Genomic DNA, 16,332 nt, shown 5'->3' on the forward strand with positions numbered 1-16,332 from the left:
CAAGACGATCGGCCGGTTCAGCAGAAACTCGCCGCTTGAAATCGATCGCCGTCAATTTGTTCATACACCACTATTGACGTTAGCTCGGGAAACAGCCGCCGGGCACGATTTCAGTTTCGTCGCGGAAATGAAAATAGGCGCCCACCGGGGACGGGGGGCGCCCGTGCCGAACAGGGCTAATGCGAATGGCGGTGATGGATGTCCGGGTAGTGCGCATGCGTATGTGTGATGCGCGAATGTCGATGCGGGTGCGTGTGCGGTTCGGTGCCGTCCCATTCGAAGTCGTGCTCGTGCCGATGATGTTCGTCGTGCCGATGCCGATGCGTGTGCGCCAGCGGTTCGTGCGTATGCGTATGTTCGTGCCGTTCTCGTAGATGCAGCCATACGCCTATCGCCATTAGCGCGCCGGCAATCCAAAAGGCGAGCGGTGGCATGGCGGGCCACAGCGCGAGCGATAGCGCGACACCGAACAGCGGCGCGACGGAGAAATAGGCGCCCGTGCGTGCGGTGCCGAGGTTGCGCAGGGCGATGACGAACAGTACGAGGCTGAGACCGTAGCCCGCGAATCCCGTTGCCATTGCGGCGGCGGTTTCGGTGGCGCCCGGTAGGGCCGCGCCTGCGAAGTGCGCAATGACGAGATTGGCCGGACCCGCGACGAGTCCCTTCAGGCAAGCGATCACCATGGCGTCGTTGGTGGACACCTTGCGCGTCAGATTGTTGTCGATGGCCCAGCACAGGCAAGCGCCCGCGACCAGCAGCGCGCCGACGGGAATGCCGGCCGTGCCGCCGCTCCACGATAGCAACACGCCCCCCGCCACGATCGCCGCCATGCCGAGGAAAACCTGAACGTCGACGTTTTCGCGGAATATCACCCAAGCAATCACCGCCGTGAAAACGCCTTCGAGGTTGAGTAGCAACGAGGCGGTCGCGGCGGGCGTGCTGGCGAGTCCCAGCATCAAGAGCGCGGGCCCGGCCACGCCCCCAGCGGCGATCGCGCCGGCAAGCCATGCGATTTCGTTTCTTTGAATACGCGTTGTTTCGTGCTGCGTTTGTTCGGGCCGCGCGATTCGCCGCGCGAGGATCGTGAGGCCGAGGCCGACTCCGCTTCCCAGATAAAAGAGCCCCGCCAGCATGAAGGGCGATAGCGTGCCCAGCAATAGTTTGGCTAGCGGCGTGGTTGCTCCGAATAGGGCGGCGGCAAGGAGAGCGGTAAAGGCAGCGTTGAGTCTGGGTTGCATGGTGTGTAGACGGCATCGATCCGATTCGGTACATTGCGACGGCTGTCGTCCGCCGTCAAGCGCGGACGAGTAGGGGAACCGTCCTTGCGATCGCGACGATCGATGGCGTCCTATCAAAAGCGTTCTCGAAAGCTGGGAGGCGAATGAGTAGCGATTCCCGCGCCGGCGTGCTGCGGCAGATTCCTCGCAGCGTGTGGGTGCTCGGTTGTGTCAGCCTGCTGATGGACGTTTCGTCCGAAATGATCCACAGCTTGTTGCCGATGTTTCTCATGGCGAGTCTCGGCGCGAGCGCCGCCACCATCGGCGTGATAGAAGGCGTGGCCGAGGCGACGGCGCCCATCGTCAAGCTGTTTTCGGGCGTGCTCAGCGACTATTTGCGTAACCGTAAATGGCTGGCCGTGACGGGCTACGCGCTGGGTGCGCTCAGCAAACCGTTCTTCGCGATCGCGCCGACGATCGGCGTGGTGGCGGCCGCCCGTATCGCCGATCGCGTGGGGAAAGGGATACGCGGCGCGCCGCGCGATGCGTTGGTTGCCGACGTCACGCCCTCGCATCTGCGCGGCGCCGCGTTCGGATTGCGCCAGTCGCTCGATACGGTCGGCGCTTTTCTCGGGCCGCTGCTCGGCGTCGCGGTGATGCTGGCCTGGCGCGACAATTTCCGGCTCGCCTTCTGGCTGGCGCTGATCCCTGGTTTGCTCGCCGTCGCCGTTTTGGCGATGGGGATCAGCGAGCCGCGGCATGAAGGCGAGCACCGTCGGGGCAATCCCATTCGCTGGCACAGCATCAAGCGGTTGAGCCGTTCGTATTGGTGGGTCGTCGCCGTTGGCGCCTCGTTTTCGCTCGCGCGTTTCAGCGAAGCATTCCTCGTTCTACGTGCGATGAAAAGCGGCGTACCCATCGCGCTGGTCCCGCTCGTCATGGTCGCGATGAATATCGTCTACGCGTTGTCAGCCTATCCGTTCGGCAAGCTCTCCGATCAGATGAGCCACAACCGATTGCTGGTTGGGGGGCTACTGGTGCTCGTCGCATCCGACATCGTATTGGCGCATGGCGCTCATTGGGCGCTCGTGATCGTCGGCGTGGCGCTTTGGGGGCTGCACATGGGCATGACGCAAGGCTTGCTCGCGGCAATGGTGGCGCAAACCGCGCCGGCTGACCTGCGCGGGACCGCGTTCGGTTTTTTCAATCTGCTCGGCGGCTTGGTGACGGTGGCTTCGAGCGTGATCGCCGGCGCGTTGTGGGACCATGCCGGCGTGCAAGCAACGTTTTATGCGGGCGCGGGGTTCGGTGTGCTTACGTTACTGCTGCTCGCGATGGCCGGTTCGATTCGTGCGGCGAGGCGCTGATTTCGATGCACCCGCGCGTACGGTCGCGCAGCTAACGCCTTTTAACTCAGCCTGCATCGGCTTGGGTATGGACCAGCAACAGCGGTAGGTCGGTCAAGCGCGCCACCCGTTCGGCCACGCTGCCGAGTATCCAGCGCGAAGGGCCGCGCCGGCCGTGCGTGCCCATCACCAACAGATCGGCTCGCCAATCATGCGCCTCGCGCACGATCGCATGCGCCACGTCGTCGCTCGTGCGCTTCGTCTCGACAAGCGCCGTACTCGCTTGACCGCACCGGTCGGCGACTAGCGGTTCTACCGCCGCGAGCACACGCGTGCCCTCTTCGACGAAAGCATTCTCGAGCACGTCGATCGGGACGAAGTCGCCTAGGCGCACTGCGCGATCGATGACATAGATCGCTCGGCCTGCCGTGGTATGCGTCGCGAATTGCAGGCCTTTGCGCAGCGCTTCGGTCGCTTGCGAACTCGCATCGACGGCAAACAGGATGCGCCCTGGCGAGAGGAGGGCATCGGTTCGGTATGCCACCGGCACGATCAGGACAGGACATTGAGCAAGACTGGCCAGAGGCGTCGATACGGAGCCCTCGATCCATCGCAGCAATCCATGATGCTGCCGGGCGCCGACGACGAGCAATTGAGCCTGCCAATTTCGCGCGGCATCCATCAGCGCGTGCGTGACGTCGCTCCCGTGCTTGGAAAGGTCGATCGCTTCCGTTTCGATCTGAAAGCCGCTGTCCGCCAACGCGGCATAAGCCCTCGTCAGGGCCTCGTTCGCGTCGCGCAGCAACTCCTCGTGAGCGGATGCCAGCACTTCGCTCGCAAACGCCCCCATCGGCATCAGCGTGCGGGGGTTTTCGGCGACGCTGACCAAGCGGACGCGACCGCCCGGCGCGATCATGCCTTTGGCGTAGACGAGCGCATGCTCCGATGCTGTCGTCGAATCGACGGCGATGAGGACCCGATCGGGTAGGGCGCTGGCGGACCGGCCAGGAATCGATTCGCTCATGATTCGTCCCTCGTGTGCATGTTTCGATATTCGTAGACCTATTGTGTTGGCGGGATAGGTCGAAGCGTTTGACCGAAATCAATGTCGATACGGCTTGGGCAATGCGACGGCGCGGTGGTGCCCTGTATTACCTTTGTTGCAGATCAATGCGGGTCCGGCACGTACTCGTAGCATTGAAGCGATGCCCGGAAACCCTCCTTCGTTATCGGATGATTCGACGCACGATTGTCGCTCGAACGCCCCCTACGCCATGTCGCGTGCGATTCGCTACATCGACTTCGCCTTGCTGATCGTGTCGGCGGCAACGCTGATCGCCGGGGGCGCGTGCATGGCCTTCCGAGCGACGTCGCTAGCCGGTATTTTTTGGTTCTCCGGGGCGGCGGCTATCTGGGCAGCGTTGACGGTTGTTATCGGTCAAGGTCTGGTAAAGCGCCAGGCGGGCGTCGACGTTCTGGCGTGGCTCGCGATCGGGCTTGCGCTCATGCTCGGCGAGACGTTGGCCGCCGCCGTCATCGCGCTCATGGTGGCCAGTGGCCGCGCACTCGAAGCCTACGCCGGAAGCCGCGCGCGGCGCGAGATGACGGCATTGCTCAGCCGCGCGCCGCGCCAAGCCACGCGGCTGGAGCATGGCGAATGGTATTCGGTCGCTCTCGATGCAGTACGCCCCGGCGATCGGCTTCTCGTGCGCAGCGGCGAACTCGTCGCCGTCGATGGCGTGCTGGCGGGCGTAGCCGAGTTGGACGAAGCCACGCTGACTGGCAGTCCGCGATCGTGCGGCGTCGCGCTGGCGAGGCCGTCCGCAGCGGCGTGCTCAACGCGGGCGTGCCGTTCGAGATGGTCGCGTCGGCGCTGGCGGCCGATAGCACCTTCGCCGCAATCGTGCGCATGGTGCAAGCGGCCCAGCGCGAACGCAGTCCCGCCGCGCGACTGGCCGATCGGTACGCGGTGTTTTTCGTGCTGCTCTCGTTGGCGCTGGCCGGTGCAAGCTGGTTGGCGACCGGCCACCTTTCACGCGCGCTGGCCGTGCTCGTGGTGGCCACGCCCTGTCCTCTCATTCTGGCCGTGCCCGTTGCGATCGTATCGGGCATGTCGAGTTGCGCGAAGCGCGGCATCCTCGTCAAGGGCGGCGGTGCGCTCGAACGGCTCGCGCAGGCGTCCATTCTATTTTTCGACAAGACCGGTACGCTCACGAAGGGGCACGCGCGTTTGGTTGCGATCGAATGCGGTCCCGGCGCCACGGAGGAGACTGTCCTGCGCTATGCCGCCTCGCTCGCGCAGGCGTCGGGACATGTCATCTCCGAAGCGTTGACGATCGCGGCCCGCGAGCGCGGCGTGCGCTTGGTCGCGCCCTCGGCGGTTGTGGAGACGGCGGGGGCGGGCTTGATGGGGCAGGTCGAGGGGCGGACGGTAGCGATCGGCGGCTACCCGTACGTTTGCGCAGCCACCGGCAGCCCACCGTGGAGCGCGGCCGTGCTGCGCAATTTGCGCTACGAAGGACAGGCAGCGGTATTCGTCGGCGTCGATGGCGCGATGATAGGCGCCGTCCGGATGGCGGACCAGCTTCGCTTGGAGACGCCCAGCGCGCTGCGGCTGCTCAGGCGCGAGGGAATCGAGCGGCTCGTGATGCTGACGGGAGATCGTCCCGATATCGCCGAAACCGTCGGCGCGTTGTTGAACGTGACCGAGGTACGGGCCCAGCAAACGCCGGCCGACAAGCTCGCCGCGATCGAGGCAGCCCGGCATGACGGCGTGGTCATCATGGTCGGCGACGGCGTGAACGATGCCCCCGCGTTGGCTGCTGCCGATGTCGGCGTTGCCATGGGGGCGCGCGGCGCCGCGGCGTCGTCCGAGGCTGCCGATGTCGTCTTGCTCGTCGATCGGCTCGATCGTTTGCCGGATGCGCTGCGCATTTCGCGACGAGCCCGGCGCATCGCGATGCAAAGCGTCGTCGCGGGGATGGCGATGTCCGTCGCGGCGATGATCGTGGCGGCAGTCGGTTGGCTGCCGCCGATTGCCGGTGCGATTACGCAGGAGTTCATCGATGTGGCGGTCATCGTCAATGCGCTGCGCGCATTGCGGACGAATGCGCGCGCGGCTGCCGGTTTGCTCGCGCGCGAGGAGGCGGATAGGTTGAAGCAAGAACATTTGCGGCTCGCCCCCGTTATCGCTCGGATCAGGGCATTGGCCGACGAGCTTCCGCGCATGCCCAGGACATCGGTGGCCGAAGCGCTCGCGAGGATGAACGCATCGCTGACTCGGGAATTGCTGCCCCACGAACGGCGCGACGACGCGCGCGTCTATCCCGGCTTGGCGCGCTTGTTGGGTGGAGACGACCCGATGGCGGCCATGAGCGGCATGCATCGGGAAATATTTCGGATCGTGCGCTTGCTCGGCCACATGACCGCGGATCTGCCGCCCGAAGGACCCGACGCCGACGGCGTGGCGGAATTTCAGCGCCTACTGTATGGCCTCGACGCGATCGTCCGGCTTCATTGCGAGCAAGAGGAGGAACTGTTCCACGTGTTATCGGCGGCGGCCGATTGAGGCGCCGCCTTCTCGTTCGCGCGACGCAGCGAGACGATCACGGTCAAGCCCGCGCCGCCCATGCCGGGCTCGAACGTCAGCCGCCCGTTGAAGTAGCTCACGATTCGCCTGACGATCGATAGCCCAAGGCCGCTGCCCGGCGTGGCCGCATTGACGCCGCGATAAAAGCGATCGGCGAGGCGCGACATTTCCGACGCGGCCACGCCTTGGCCGTCGTCTCGAATGACTAGGCTCACGGCGTCGCCGTCGTCGAACAGGGCGATGTGGACGTGCCCGAGCGGCTTGCCGTACTTGATCGAATTGTCGATGAGATTGTCGAGCAAGATGCCGATGAGAAACGGCTCCGCTTGCAAGGTGTGGGCACGCCCGTCGGTGAACGAGATCTCGATCTGCTTGTGCCGAGCCCGCTCGGCATGGCGCGTGATGGCCTCGAGCACGAGCGTATCGAGCACGACCGGCACCGTCGCGATGCGATCGGTTTCGTCGAGCCGAGCGAGCAGCAGCAACTGTTCCGCGAGGCGCGTGCTGCGGTCCACGCCTTGTACGACACGCTGTATCGCGAGCGTTCGTTGCGAGGCATCGTCGGCGGCGAGCGCTACCTGCGCTTGTACCTTGATGGCCGCGAGCGGTGTTTTGAGTTCGTGCGCCGCGTCGGACGTGAACGCCCGCTCGCGCGCGATCGATTGCTTGAGCCGTGCGATCAATTGATCGATCGCATCGACGAGGGGGCGCGCCTCGGCCGGTACATGCTCGATGTCGATGGGCGCGAACGTCGTTCCATCGCGTGCGCGGATCGTCTCCGAAAGCGTGCGCAGCGGTGCGAGCGATCGTCCGATGGCGAGCCATACGAGCAGTGCGAGCGCCGGCAGTGCAAACAGCAACGGTCGGCTCACTTGGAGTGCGGCCCCGCGCGCCAGGTCGCTCTGCGAATTCGAAGTTTCCATGACCTGAATCAAGCGGCCCGTGGCCGCGTCGCGCAGTGTTTCGATCCGCCATACCGTGCTTGCAAGCGTTGCCGAGCGCGGCCCGTCGCTCTCGTTCGGCGGCGATACGGTCGGGCCTAGCGCGGCGAGCGCGGGACTGGCCGCAATCGTGCGGCCTTTGGCATCCTTCACTTCGATAAGCAGTTCACGCGGCGCGACGTCGCTATCGACGGCGCCCGAAGCCAATTCGTCGGGGCCGGGCAATTCGATGCGTGCATCGATGTGCGAACGCGAAAGCCGGACCAACTCGTCGTCGCTCAACAGGGCGACGAGCTTGGCGTATTCCACGAGCCGGGCATCTTGCCAGCGCTGAACTTCGTCCGATGCGTGGCGAAACGTCGAAACGAGCGTCACGCCCCACACGAGCGCGACGCTGAACAGCACCATCAGCGATAGCCGGCGGCGGATGGAGCCTTGTCTCATGGCTTTTCGATCATATAGCCGACGCCTCGCACGGTGGTGATGAGTTCCTGGCCGAGCTTTCTACGCAGCTTGGACATATGAACTTCGATGGCGTTGCTTTCGATCTCTTCTTGCCAGCCGTAAAGGCTGTCCTCGAGGTCGGCTCGCGATTGGGGAATGCCCTGGTGCGTGATGAGCTGCACTAACACGGCCCATTCCCGGGACGTCAGATGCACGCGCGTATCGCCGCGCATGACGCTGCGCGCGATCAAATCGATCGAGAGATCGCGCCAGACGATCGTCTCGACGCTGCGCCCCTGCGAGCGGCGGACCAACGCGCGGCAGCGCGCGAGCAATTCCGTCAGATCGAACGGTTTGCCGAGATAGTCGTCGGCGCCGGCGTCGAGGCCGCGCACGCGGTCGGCGATGGTCCCGCGCGCGGTGAGGACCAGCACCGGCACATCGTTGCGGGCGTCGCGCAGCGCTTTGAGCAGCTCGCCCCCGGAGCGGCCCGGCAAACCGAGGTCGAGCACGACCAGCGCGTATTGATTCGTGGCGAGCGCGAGGTCGGCTTCTCTGCCGTCACGTGCCCAATCCACGGCGTAGCCCGCTTGACGAAGGCTGATTTCGACGCCTGAACCGATTAGTTCGTCGTCCTCAACAAGAAGAATTCTCATGTGCAATGACTAGCGGCAGCGCGGTGCGCCTTGGTGATTTCGATGCGGCGAATCGCACGGCAGTTTAAACGAGAAGCTCCCCACATACCGCCATATTCTCGATTTCTTCAGCATTTCTTAAGCTCGAAAGGATACGATGATCCGCCTCGATCATCTGCGTCGGTGCGACGCGATTCGTGCGGGCCTTCGAAACGTTTGCGCGGCTGCTTCTTACGCCGTCGAAAACAGCCGGAGTTTACATGGAGCCTTCGATGATCGGCCGCGTGCGTGCGAATTTGCTGGTCGCCGCGCTTGCGGCCTCGCTCGTTCAGATTTCCTCACTGCTTTCCATCTTGCTGTTCCGGGTGCCCGAACGCGTCTTCGTTTCCGAGGCGTTCAGGCTTGAAGCCATGTCGTTCGTCGTCTGCATGGTGATCGCGGCGCACATTTTCGCCAATGCGGCATTTCACGCGGCGCAAAAGAACGGACATCTGACCGTTTGGGGAGGAAGGCGCGGCGCCGTGTCGCTTTCGCCGCGCTGCCCACACCTTTCCCTGGTCGTGCTTCATTTGCGTTTCGTTAGTCGACGTATCGTGTTTCTGGATGATTTCGCCGGTGGCGTTTAAATCCGATTTTAGTGTTCACGGTTGGACGATAAAAAGGAGGAGCGACTCATGAAGACCGATGCCGAGGTTGTTGCGAGAAGGTGGGCTCGCCGTCTGTTCGATGTCCGATTTCATCGATCTCACCGTGCGCAGGCGCTGGCGATTCATAAAACACTCGAGCAATACTTAGGGAAAACCCGCCGCGCCGACCTGGAGCGCGCCGACGCCTATGCGCGCGATGTCTTGGGGCACGCGCGCTATGCCCCCTGGCTGTACGTCTATGCGGCGATCGCGGGGCGTTTCAAGGAAGGCTGGATTCCCGACAATTACTATGGCCATGTGGTGGTGCCCAAGGTCAAGGGCAACTACGGCATGGCCTCCAGCCTGAAGTCGCTGCAGCGCACGATTTTCAATAGCGATGCCTTTCCAGATCTCGCCTATTTCGCCAACGGCCTTTTCATGCAGCCCGATGCGACCGTGATCGCCCCCGACGCGCTCGTCAAGCGGTTGTTCGCCAAGAGCGATGTCGTCATCTTCAAGGTCGATAATTCTTTGCAGGGCCGCGGTATTTTTTTCTTCGATCGTCCGACGTTCGATATCGAGAAAGTCAAGGCGCTCGGCAATGGCGTCTTCCAAGAAAACATTGCGCAGCATGACATTCTCGGGCGCTTCGCGCCGCGGTCGGTCGCCACGCTTCGCATCACGACGGCCGTCAACGACGAGGGGATCGTGTCCGCTCGCGCTTGTTACTTGCGGCTCGGGCGGGACGCCGATACCCATGTGAAATCGAGCAGCCATGTTCGGATTCCGGTCCATTGCGCCACTGGCGAACTGGGGGAGCACGGCTATCTCACGGATTGGACGGTGGTGCGCGAGCACCCCGACAGCAAGATTCGATTCGCGGGCGTCAAGGTTCCCGCGTTCCAGGATTGTTTGGCGACCGTTCTCGACCATCATCGAAAAGTGCCCTACGCGCGCTGCGTGGGTTGGGACGTGGCGGTGGACGAAGACGAGCGCGTTAAGCTCATGGAGTGGAACGCCGAGCACAACGACATCAAGTTCAGCGAAGCGACGCAAGGGCCGTGCTTCGCCGACCTACGATGGGACCGGCTGGCGCCCAAGCACCGTGCCGAGGAGCCATCCATGCCCGTCGCGCAAACCGACCCCGCCGCCGGGCTGACCAAGTCCCTATGAGTGGCTATAGGCGCTTGCTGTAGACTGCGCGAAAACCATGATTAGGGTGAAGTTACTTGAGATCCGACCGCGCAGTAGGCCAGCAAGGCACGGACATATGGTCCGAGTGGGTTCTTCGCCGCCGGCACGGCGGCGATAAGCAATATCAGCAAGCGGTGCTGAACGACGTGACGCGCTACGCCGATCGCGTTCTAGACGGCGCGTGTTCGACCGAAACCATGACGTTGGCCGATATCGGCACCGGCGACGGCTTGGTCGGACTGCGCGCCATCGAACGCTTCGGGCCCGCCCTGAATGTCGTCATGACGGATGTCTCGGCCCCGCTGCTGAGCCATACCGAAGCACTGGCCGCCGAACGGGGCGTGGCGCGGCAATGCCGCTTCGTTCAAGGGTCGGCCGATGCGTTGGCCGGAATCGATGACGCGTCGGTGGACGCAGTCGTGATGCGTGCGGTGTTGGCCTACGTCGCGGACAAGGGCGCGGCCATGCGCGAGTTTTATCGGATCCTCAAACCGCGCGGGCGCTTATCGATCGCCGAACCGGTGTTGCGCGACGAGGCGTTCGAGGTTTGCGCATTGAAAAGAATGGTCGATATGCGGCCGCCTGGGACCGGCGACGCGTTTTTTCCGCTGCTCTTGCGTTGGCGGTCGGCGCAATTTCCCGATACCGAGGAAAAGGCGAGCGCGCTGCCGATTACGAACTACGGCGAGCGCGATCTAGTGCGCTTTGCCATCGATGCGGGCTTCGTCGACATTCACCTCGAATTGCATATCGACGTCGCGCCGGCCGAGCCGATTCCCTGGGAGGTATTTATCGAGAGCTCGCCGCATCCGCTGGCGCCGTCGTTGGAGGCGATATTGAATGAGCAATTCACGCCGGCCGAGCGCGAGTTTTTCGAGGCGAGGCTGCGGCCCTTGATCGAGAGCGGAAAGCAATTCGGCGCGCAACGGATTGCTTGGCTGACGGCGACGAAACCAGGCGGATAGGCGCCGCGAATAGCCTATGCGGCGCAATTTCTGGCCCAAAATCCGCGTTTCCCCGTATCGATTGCGAAATTTTATTTCTCGCGTTCGACCGTAAACTGTCGTCCGCGAGCCAGCGCCTGCTCGCATCCGCGCGCGATACCCCTCATTTCCTTGAACCGGCATTTGATCATGTTCGAACACGTTGACGCCTATCCCGGCGATCCCATTCTCACGTTGAATGAGAATTTCCAGAAGGATCCTCGCCAAGAGAAGATCAATCTGAGCATTGGCATTTACTTCGACGACGACGGCCGTTTGCCGGTCATGAAAGCCGTACGCGAGGCGGAAGCGGCGATGCTGGCCGACCTCGGACCCAAGCCGTATCTTCCTATGGCGGGTTTGGCGCCTTATCGCGACGCCGTACAGGCGCTCGTGTTCGGCGAAGCGTCTGCCGCCCGGAGGGAAGACCGTATCGCGACCGTGCAGACGCTCGGCGGTTCGGGAGCCTTGAAAATCGGCGCCGATTTCCTCAAGCGTTATTTCCCGCAGGCGCAAGTGTGGGTCAGCGATCCGACCTGGGAAAACCACCGCTTTATTTTCGAGCGGGCTGGGTTCAGCGTGAACACCTATCCGTACTACGACGATGCGACGGGCGGCCTGAAGTTCGATGCGATGCTGGCCGCGATCGACGCTTTGCCGCCACGCAGCATCGTCGTCTTGCATGCGTGCTGCCACAACCCGACGGGCGTCGATCTGAGCGAGGCGCAGTGGGAACAATTGATCCCCGTGCTGCAAAAACGGGAGTTGCTGCCGTTCGTCGACATGGCGTATCAGGGCTTCGGTTCGAGCCTCGATGAAGATGCTTTCGCCGTGCGCGAACTCGCGCGCCGCGACGTGCCGATGCTCGTGGCGAATTCGTTTTCGAAGAATTTTTCGCTCTATGGCGAGCGCTGCGGCGCGCTGAGCGTGCTGTGCGCCGATGCAGCCGAGGCCCAGCGCGTCGTGGGCCAACTGACGAGCGCAGTCCGGTCGAACTATAGCAACCCGCCCACGCATGGCGCGAAGATCGTGACGAAGGTGCTGACTTCGCCCGCGCTGAATCAAATGTGGCGCGACGAGTTGGCCGCGATGTGCCGCCGTATCGCCGGCATGCGCGTCGCGATCCATGAGCGTTTGAGCCGGCATATCGGCGGCCAGGCCCTGTCGCGCTATATCGAGCAACGCGGGATGTTCACGTATACGGGGCTCGATGCCGACCAGGTAGATCGTCTACGCGAGCAGCACGGCGTGTACATCTTGCGTTCGGGTCGCATGTGCGTGGCCGGATTGAACGAGCGCAACGTCGGGCCCGTGGCCGACGCCATCTCGAAGGTGCTCGTCAAGCCCGCGTAAGCAGCCGCTCGACCGTCGATAGGACGTCGTCCATGCGGGCAGGCTTGCGCAGGAAGGCGTCCCATGGCGGCGGCTCGGAGGTGCCGCACTCGACGTGCGCCGACGTGTGCAGGGCGATCGGAATGCGCGCCCACTGCGGATGCTCGCGCACCGACCGGCACAGGGAGGCGCCATCCATATCGGGCATCATCAGATCGGTGACGACGATATCGGGGACTTGCCGTTGCATGTGGGCGAGCGCGTCGCATCCGTCGCGAGCGCAGTCGACCTCATAGCCCGCATACGTTAGGGCAAAGCTCAAGGCCTCGAGCAGTTCATATTCGTCGTCAACTAGAAGGACACGCTTCATTGCTTGCTCAAGAACCCGAGTGTTTGCTCGCCTCGATTGCGTCGGCTCAGCCGCCGCGAGCGGCGTGCCGCGTCGCGTCTATTCGCTGTGCTGACCCGGCCCTACGTGGCGAGCGATGATGTCGAGCAGCGTCCCGGGCGAATAGGGTTTGCGCAGCACGCCGACGAACAACCGTCTTTCCGGCTCTGTCAGCGCGCCCGGCGCGGCCGTGCATAGAACGATCGGTATAGCCGCCAGCTTTTCGTCGCGCTGAAGCGCCATCGCAAGCTCCACGCCCGACATCACGGGCATCATCAAATCGGACACGATCAACGCCGGCTGGATGCGCTCGGCTGCCTCGAGTGCCTCACTGCCGGTTCGGCTCGTATGCACGACATATCCTTCGCGCCATAAAAGGAACGAAAGGAAATCGGTTACGAGCGACTCGTCGTCGACGACAAGCAGGGTAGTCATGCGTTGATCCGTCGCCTATCGAGAGCCTGCCCCGGCGCGCGTCGGCGCGGTGACGGGGGCTGAGCCGGTGACTCGCAGCCCCATGCCGTCGCCCGTGATCTCGAACTCGGCGATAGCCGTATCGAACAGACTGTCGCGGATCTTGAGTACCTTCATGCCGCGGTGCAATGTATCGTCGGTCAGGATGTGATGCAGGGCGATGACGTTGTCGATTTGACTCAAGATTTCCGGGGACGGATTGGTAATCCAGGGCCCGGACAGTTCCTTGATTTCCCAGGTGTAGACCGTCGTTACACCCATCGATCGCAGTTCGTTCGATAGCGCCGCGAAAAACTCCACGATCCGGTTACGATCCACCGTCGCCCGCTCGAAGCCAGCCAGCCCGTCGACGAAAAGCCGCCGGGCGCCGGTCGCCCGAACGGTCCGTAGCAATTCATGGGCAAGCTTGTCCAATAGGTTTTCGGTGAGCGGCCGCCACATGATCGTCAGCGCCTTCGATTCGACCATGGCATGCAGATCGATACCGAGGGCGGCCGCTTTCGCCGCCAGCCGTTGGGGTGTTTCGTAAAAGCCGAAGTGCACGGCCGGTTGCTCGGGCGTGGCGGCGTGCAAAAAGCCGAGGCCGAAGGTGGTCTTGCCGCTGCCTGCCGGACCGACGACGACCGACACGGAGTTGACGGGCAATCCGCCGCCGATACGCTCGTCGAGCCCTTGCACGCCCGTGCTCAGCCGCTGCGGCGGGGCCGTGTCGGTTCCCGAGGGCTGTGCCAGCGCCGCCTCCAGGCGCGGATAGACGTCGATGCCGCGGCCCGAGATCTCGAACAGATGAAAGCCGCCCAGCGCCCGGCTGCCGCGCGATTTGGCGACCCTGATTTGCCGCACGGTGCGCGAGCCGGCCACGGCCTCCTCGAGTTGCAGTACGCCATCGACCATCGTGTGCTCGGGGCTCGATTCGTCGATGCGGGCACTGGTCAGGAATAGCACGGTGCAGCCCGTGAACGCGGCGTGGCCTTGCAGTTCGGCGACGAACGTCTTGACGTCGAGGTTGTTATTGGCGGTTTCGCGCGCGGTCAGCAGCCCGTCCAAGACGAGGATGCTCGCGCCTTGGCGAGCGAGCTCGCCGCGCAACATTTCGACGAGCGCGCGCAATCCCTCTTCGCGCAACGTACGCAGCAAGCTGATGAATGTGATGTCCTTGCCGACTCTAGCCGCATCGAAAAAGTCGAGCGTGGCGAGCGACTGAAATAGGCGGTCGTGCGACTCGGCGAGCAGCGTCACGTAAAGGATCTTCCGGCCCTGCCGCGCCTGTGCGAAGGCGAGCTGGTTCGCTAGGATCGTCTTGCCTGCTCCGGGGCGGCCCTGAATGATGTAGGACGAGCCGGCGATCAGGCCGCCGCCGCATATTTCGTCGAGCCCCGGAACGTCGCTGCGCAGTCGCGCCGGCACATTTTCCATTGCGTTGAACCTATTGGGTAAAGGGCGTGAAAACAAGACGGCTTGCGCAAGCGCGAACGCTTACCGCTCGAACCGTTGGCGTCATCGATACCCGAAGTCTACCCCAGGTTCCATCGACGACGAAGGCACTTCAAGCAAGGGACAGAGCGCGGCCTTAACGAGGCGTTCGTGACTTGACCGATCCGGATCGAACGTCGACGGAGGACGGCTCTCGTGATGACGTTTGTCGCCGTTTCGCGACATCCTTTTCAAAACGGCGACGTCTTCTCGGCCGAGCGTCGGTCTCGCGCTTCAGTATGTGCGATTGCCTGGTTCGCCGATTAAAAGGCTGCCGCGAATATCGCTTCGATTCGACGATACTCATTTCAACGCGTTGACGACCGCTTCAAGTCGCTCGATCGACAGACATGCGGCACACCGCGTCAGGGGTACTCAATTGACGGCGAACAATCGCCACACGCCTTAAGGGGAAAAAATGAAGCGATATCTTTCCTTGCCGATGATCGCGACGGTGCTCGCCTCGACGTCGGTCATCGGGGACGCAAGCGCGGCAACGTACAGCAACGGCACGGCAACGGCGACGTTCACCGTGTCGCTGGTATTGCAAGGCGGCTGCACGATCACGGCCAATGCATTGAACTTCACGGCAACGGGTCCGCTCACCAGCGCGGTGAATCAACAAAGTACGGTGGGGGTGAACTGTACCAACACGACGCCGTACAACGTCGGACTCGACGCCGGCACCGTGACGGGCTCCAGTATCGCGACGCGCTATATGGCCGGCACGTCCAGCGGCAACACCGGCACGTTGGTTTCGTTCCAGCTCTATCAAGACGCCGCCCATGGCACCGTCTGGGGCAATACGCAAGGCAGCAACACCGTCGGTGGTATCGGCACCGGCGCCGTTCAGTCGATCACGGTATATGGTCAGGTGCCCGCTCAAGCGACGCCCCAGCCCGACACTTACCAAACATCGGTGACCGCGACGGTGTACTTCTGATCGCATATCGCCGTATGGGTCTACGCTTTCGCCTATGGCCGATCGTGCTCGCCGGGGCCGCGCTATCGCACGCGGCCGTCGCGGGCACGCTGCAGGTCTCGCCGATCGTGCTCGAGTTGCAAGCCGGTGAGTCCGCTGCCGGGATGACCTTGCGCAATCCCGGCATGCAGCCGCTCTATGGGCAAGTGCGCGTGTTCCGTTGGGATCAAGTCGATGGCGAGGACAGCCTCGAATCGACGCCCGAACTCGTGGCCAGCCCCCCGCTCGTCGAGCTGGGTCCGCAATCGACGCAACTCGTGCGATTGATACGCATCGCGTCGTCGGCCGTCGCCGGCGAGCAGAGCTATCGCGTATTGGTCGACGAACTGCCTGCCCCTGCCGACGGCGCGTTGCGCGGCGTGATGATCCGCTTGCGTTACTCGGTGCCGGTTTTCATCGAGCCGCCTGGTGCGGCCGGCGAGCCTAAGCTCTCTTGGCACCTTCTGCGCAGCGGCGATCAGTGGTTCGTCCGCGTCGAGAACACCGGTACGCGGCGCGCGCAGGTGGCGGCGGCCGAGCTGATGGACGGCAGCGCCAAACCGTACGTGGTGACGAAAGGATTGCTCGGATACGTGCTTGCCGGGCGCGGCAGACAATGGCCCGTCACGCTTCCGGCGACGGCCGGCTTGCAAGGCGGCGTAAAGGCGCGGGCACTCGTCAATTCGCGTTCCATGGAAGCAGCGGTGGACGTGCAAGCCGCTCGGTAGG

Annotated in this window: 14 protein-coding genes and 1 pseudogene; 8 read left to right on the forward strand and 7 right to left on the reverse strand. The window is 63.4% G+C overall.

The annotated features are described in order from the left end of the window. Nucleotides 1-176: 176 nt before the first annotated feature. Nucleotides 177-1,238 (reverse strand): DMT family transporter, encoded by a 1,062-nt coding sequence (locus DXT59_RS02835; protein ID WP_116135427.1) that lies wholly within the window; start codon nt 1,236-1,238, stop codon nt 177-179. Nucleotides 1,239-1,381: 143 nt separating this feature from the next. On the opposite strand from DXT59_RS02835, the gene DXT59_RS02840 reads away from it, so the two are divergent. Then, on the forward strand, nt 1,382-2,584 hold the full coding sequence (locus DXT59_RS02840; protein WP_116135428.1) for an MFS transporter: 1,203 nt from the start codon (nt 1,382-1,384) through the stop codon (nt 2,582-2,584). Between the two features lie 46 nt (nt 2,585-2,630). Here the strand turns inward: DXT59_RS02840 and DXT59_RS02845 are convergent, their stop codons facing one another. Beyond that, nucleotides 2,631-3,587 (reverse strand): universal stress protein, encoded by a 957-nt coding sequence (locus DXT59_RS02845; protein WP_116135429.1) that lies wholly within the window; start codon nt 3,585-3,587, stop codon nt 2,631-2,633. A 250-nt stretch (nt 3,588-3,837) separates the two neighbouring features. Between DXT59_RS02845 and DXT59_RS02850 the strand changes: the two are divergent. Next, nucleotides 3,838-6,131: pseudogene (locus DXT59_RS02850) on the forward strand (heavy metal translocating P-type ATPase). On the opposite strand, the gene DXT59_RS02855 reads toward DXT59_RS02850, so the two are convergent. Further along, entirely contained in the window at nt 6,077-7,537 is a 1,461-nt protein-coding gene (locus tag DXT59_RS02855; protein ID WP_116135430.1) for an ATP-binding protein, read from the reverse strand. The pseudogene DXT59_RS02850 and the gene DXT59_RS02855 sit on opposite strands and share 55 nt — an antisense overlap. Beyond that, complete coding sequence (locus tag DXT59_RS02860) at nt 7,534-8,193, reverse strand: response regulator (RefSeq protein WP_116135501.1); 660 nt, start codon at nt 8,191-8,193, stop codon at nt 7,534-7,536. The genes DXT59_RS02855 and DXT59_RS02860 overlap by 4 nt, the downstream gene beginning before the upstream one ends. Nucleotides 8,194-8,432: 239 nt before the next feature. On the opposite strand from DXT59_RS02860, the gene DXT59_RS02865 reads away from it, so the two are divergent. From DXT59_RS02865 to DXT59_RS02880, 4 genes are all read left to right on the forward strand, one after another. Then, nucleotides 8,433-8,798 (forward strand): hypothetical protein, encoded by a 366-nt coding sequence (locus tag DXT59_RS02865; RefSeq protein WP_162877923.1) that lies wholly within the window; start codon nt 8,433-8,435, stop codon nt 8,796-8,798. 48 nt (nt 8,799-8,846) lie between these two features. Next, nucleotides 8,847-9,971, forward strand: a complete 1,125-nt coding sequence (locus tag DXT59_RS02870; RefSeq protein WP_116135502.1) for a sugar-transfer associated ATP-grasp domain-containing protein — start codon at nt 8,847-8,849, stop codon at nt 9,969-9,971. A gap of 56 nt (nt 9,972-10,027) precedes the next feature. Then, nucleotides 10,028-10,957 (forward strand): class I SAM-dependent methyltransferase, encoded by a 930-nt coding sequence (locus DXT59_RS02875; RefSeq protein ID WP_162877924.1) that lies wholly within the window; start codon nt 10,028-10,030, stop codon nt 10,955-10,957. A 168-nt stretch (nt 10,958-11,125) separates the two neighbouring features. Then, nucleotides 11,126-12,328 carry an amino acid aminotransferase gene (locus DXT59_RS02880; protein WP_116135433.1) on the forward strand — a complete coding sequence of 401 codons (1,203 nt, stop codon included), beginning with the start codon at nt 11,126-11,128 and terminating at the stop codon, nt 12,326-12,328. Here DXT59_RS02880 and DXT59_RS02885 read toward each other — a convergent pair. From DXT59_RS02885 to DXT59_RS02895, 3 genes are all read right to left on the reverse strand, one after another. Beyond that, nucleotides 12,315-12,677 carry a response regulator gene (locus DXT59_RS02885; RefSeq protein WP_116135434.1) on the reverse strand — a complete coding sequence of 121 codons (363 nt, stop codon included), beginning with the start codon at nt 12,675-12,677 and terminating at the stop codon, nt 12,315-12,317. The genes DXT59_RS02880 and DXT59_RS02885 overlap by 14 nt on opposite strands. A gap of 78 nt (nt 12,678-12,755) precedes the next feature. Then, nucleotides 12,756-13,130, reverse strand: coding sequence for a response regulator (locus tag DXT59_RS02890; RefSeq protein ID WP_116135435.1), 375 nt, complete (start codon nt 13,128-13,130; stop codon nt 12,756-12,758). 15 nt (nt 13,131-13,145) lie between these two features. Continuing rightward, nucleotides 13,146-14,585, reverse strand: a complete 1,440-nt coding sequence (locus DXT59_RS02895; protein WP_116135436.1) for a DUF7125 family protein — start codon at nt 14,583-14,585, stop codon at nt 13,146-13,148. Nucleotides 14,586-15,084: 499 nt separating this feature from the next. On the opposite strand from DXT59_RS02895, the gene DXT59_RS02900 reads away from it, so the two are divergent. Next, a complete protein-coding gene (locus DXT59_RS02900) occupies nt 15,085-15,585 on the forward strand; it encodes a Csu type fimbrial protein (RefSeq protein ID WP_240324385.1) in 501 nt (166 codons plus the stop codon). A gap of 14 nt (nt 15,586-15,599) precedes the next feature. Next, nucleotides 15,600-16,331, forward strand: a complete 732-nt coding sequence (locus DXT59_RS02905) for a fimbrial biogenesis chaperone (RefSeq protein WP_116135438.1) — start codon at nt 15,600-15,602, stop codon at nt 16,329-16,331. The last annotated feature ends 1 nt before the right edge of the window (nt 16,332 follow it).

This window comes from Trinickia diaoshuihuensis (genome assembly GCF_003390925.1).
GTDB lineage: Bacteria > Pseudomonadota > Gammaproteobacteria > Burkholderiales > Burkholderiaceae > Trinickia > Trinickia diaoshuihuensis.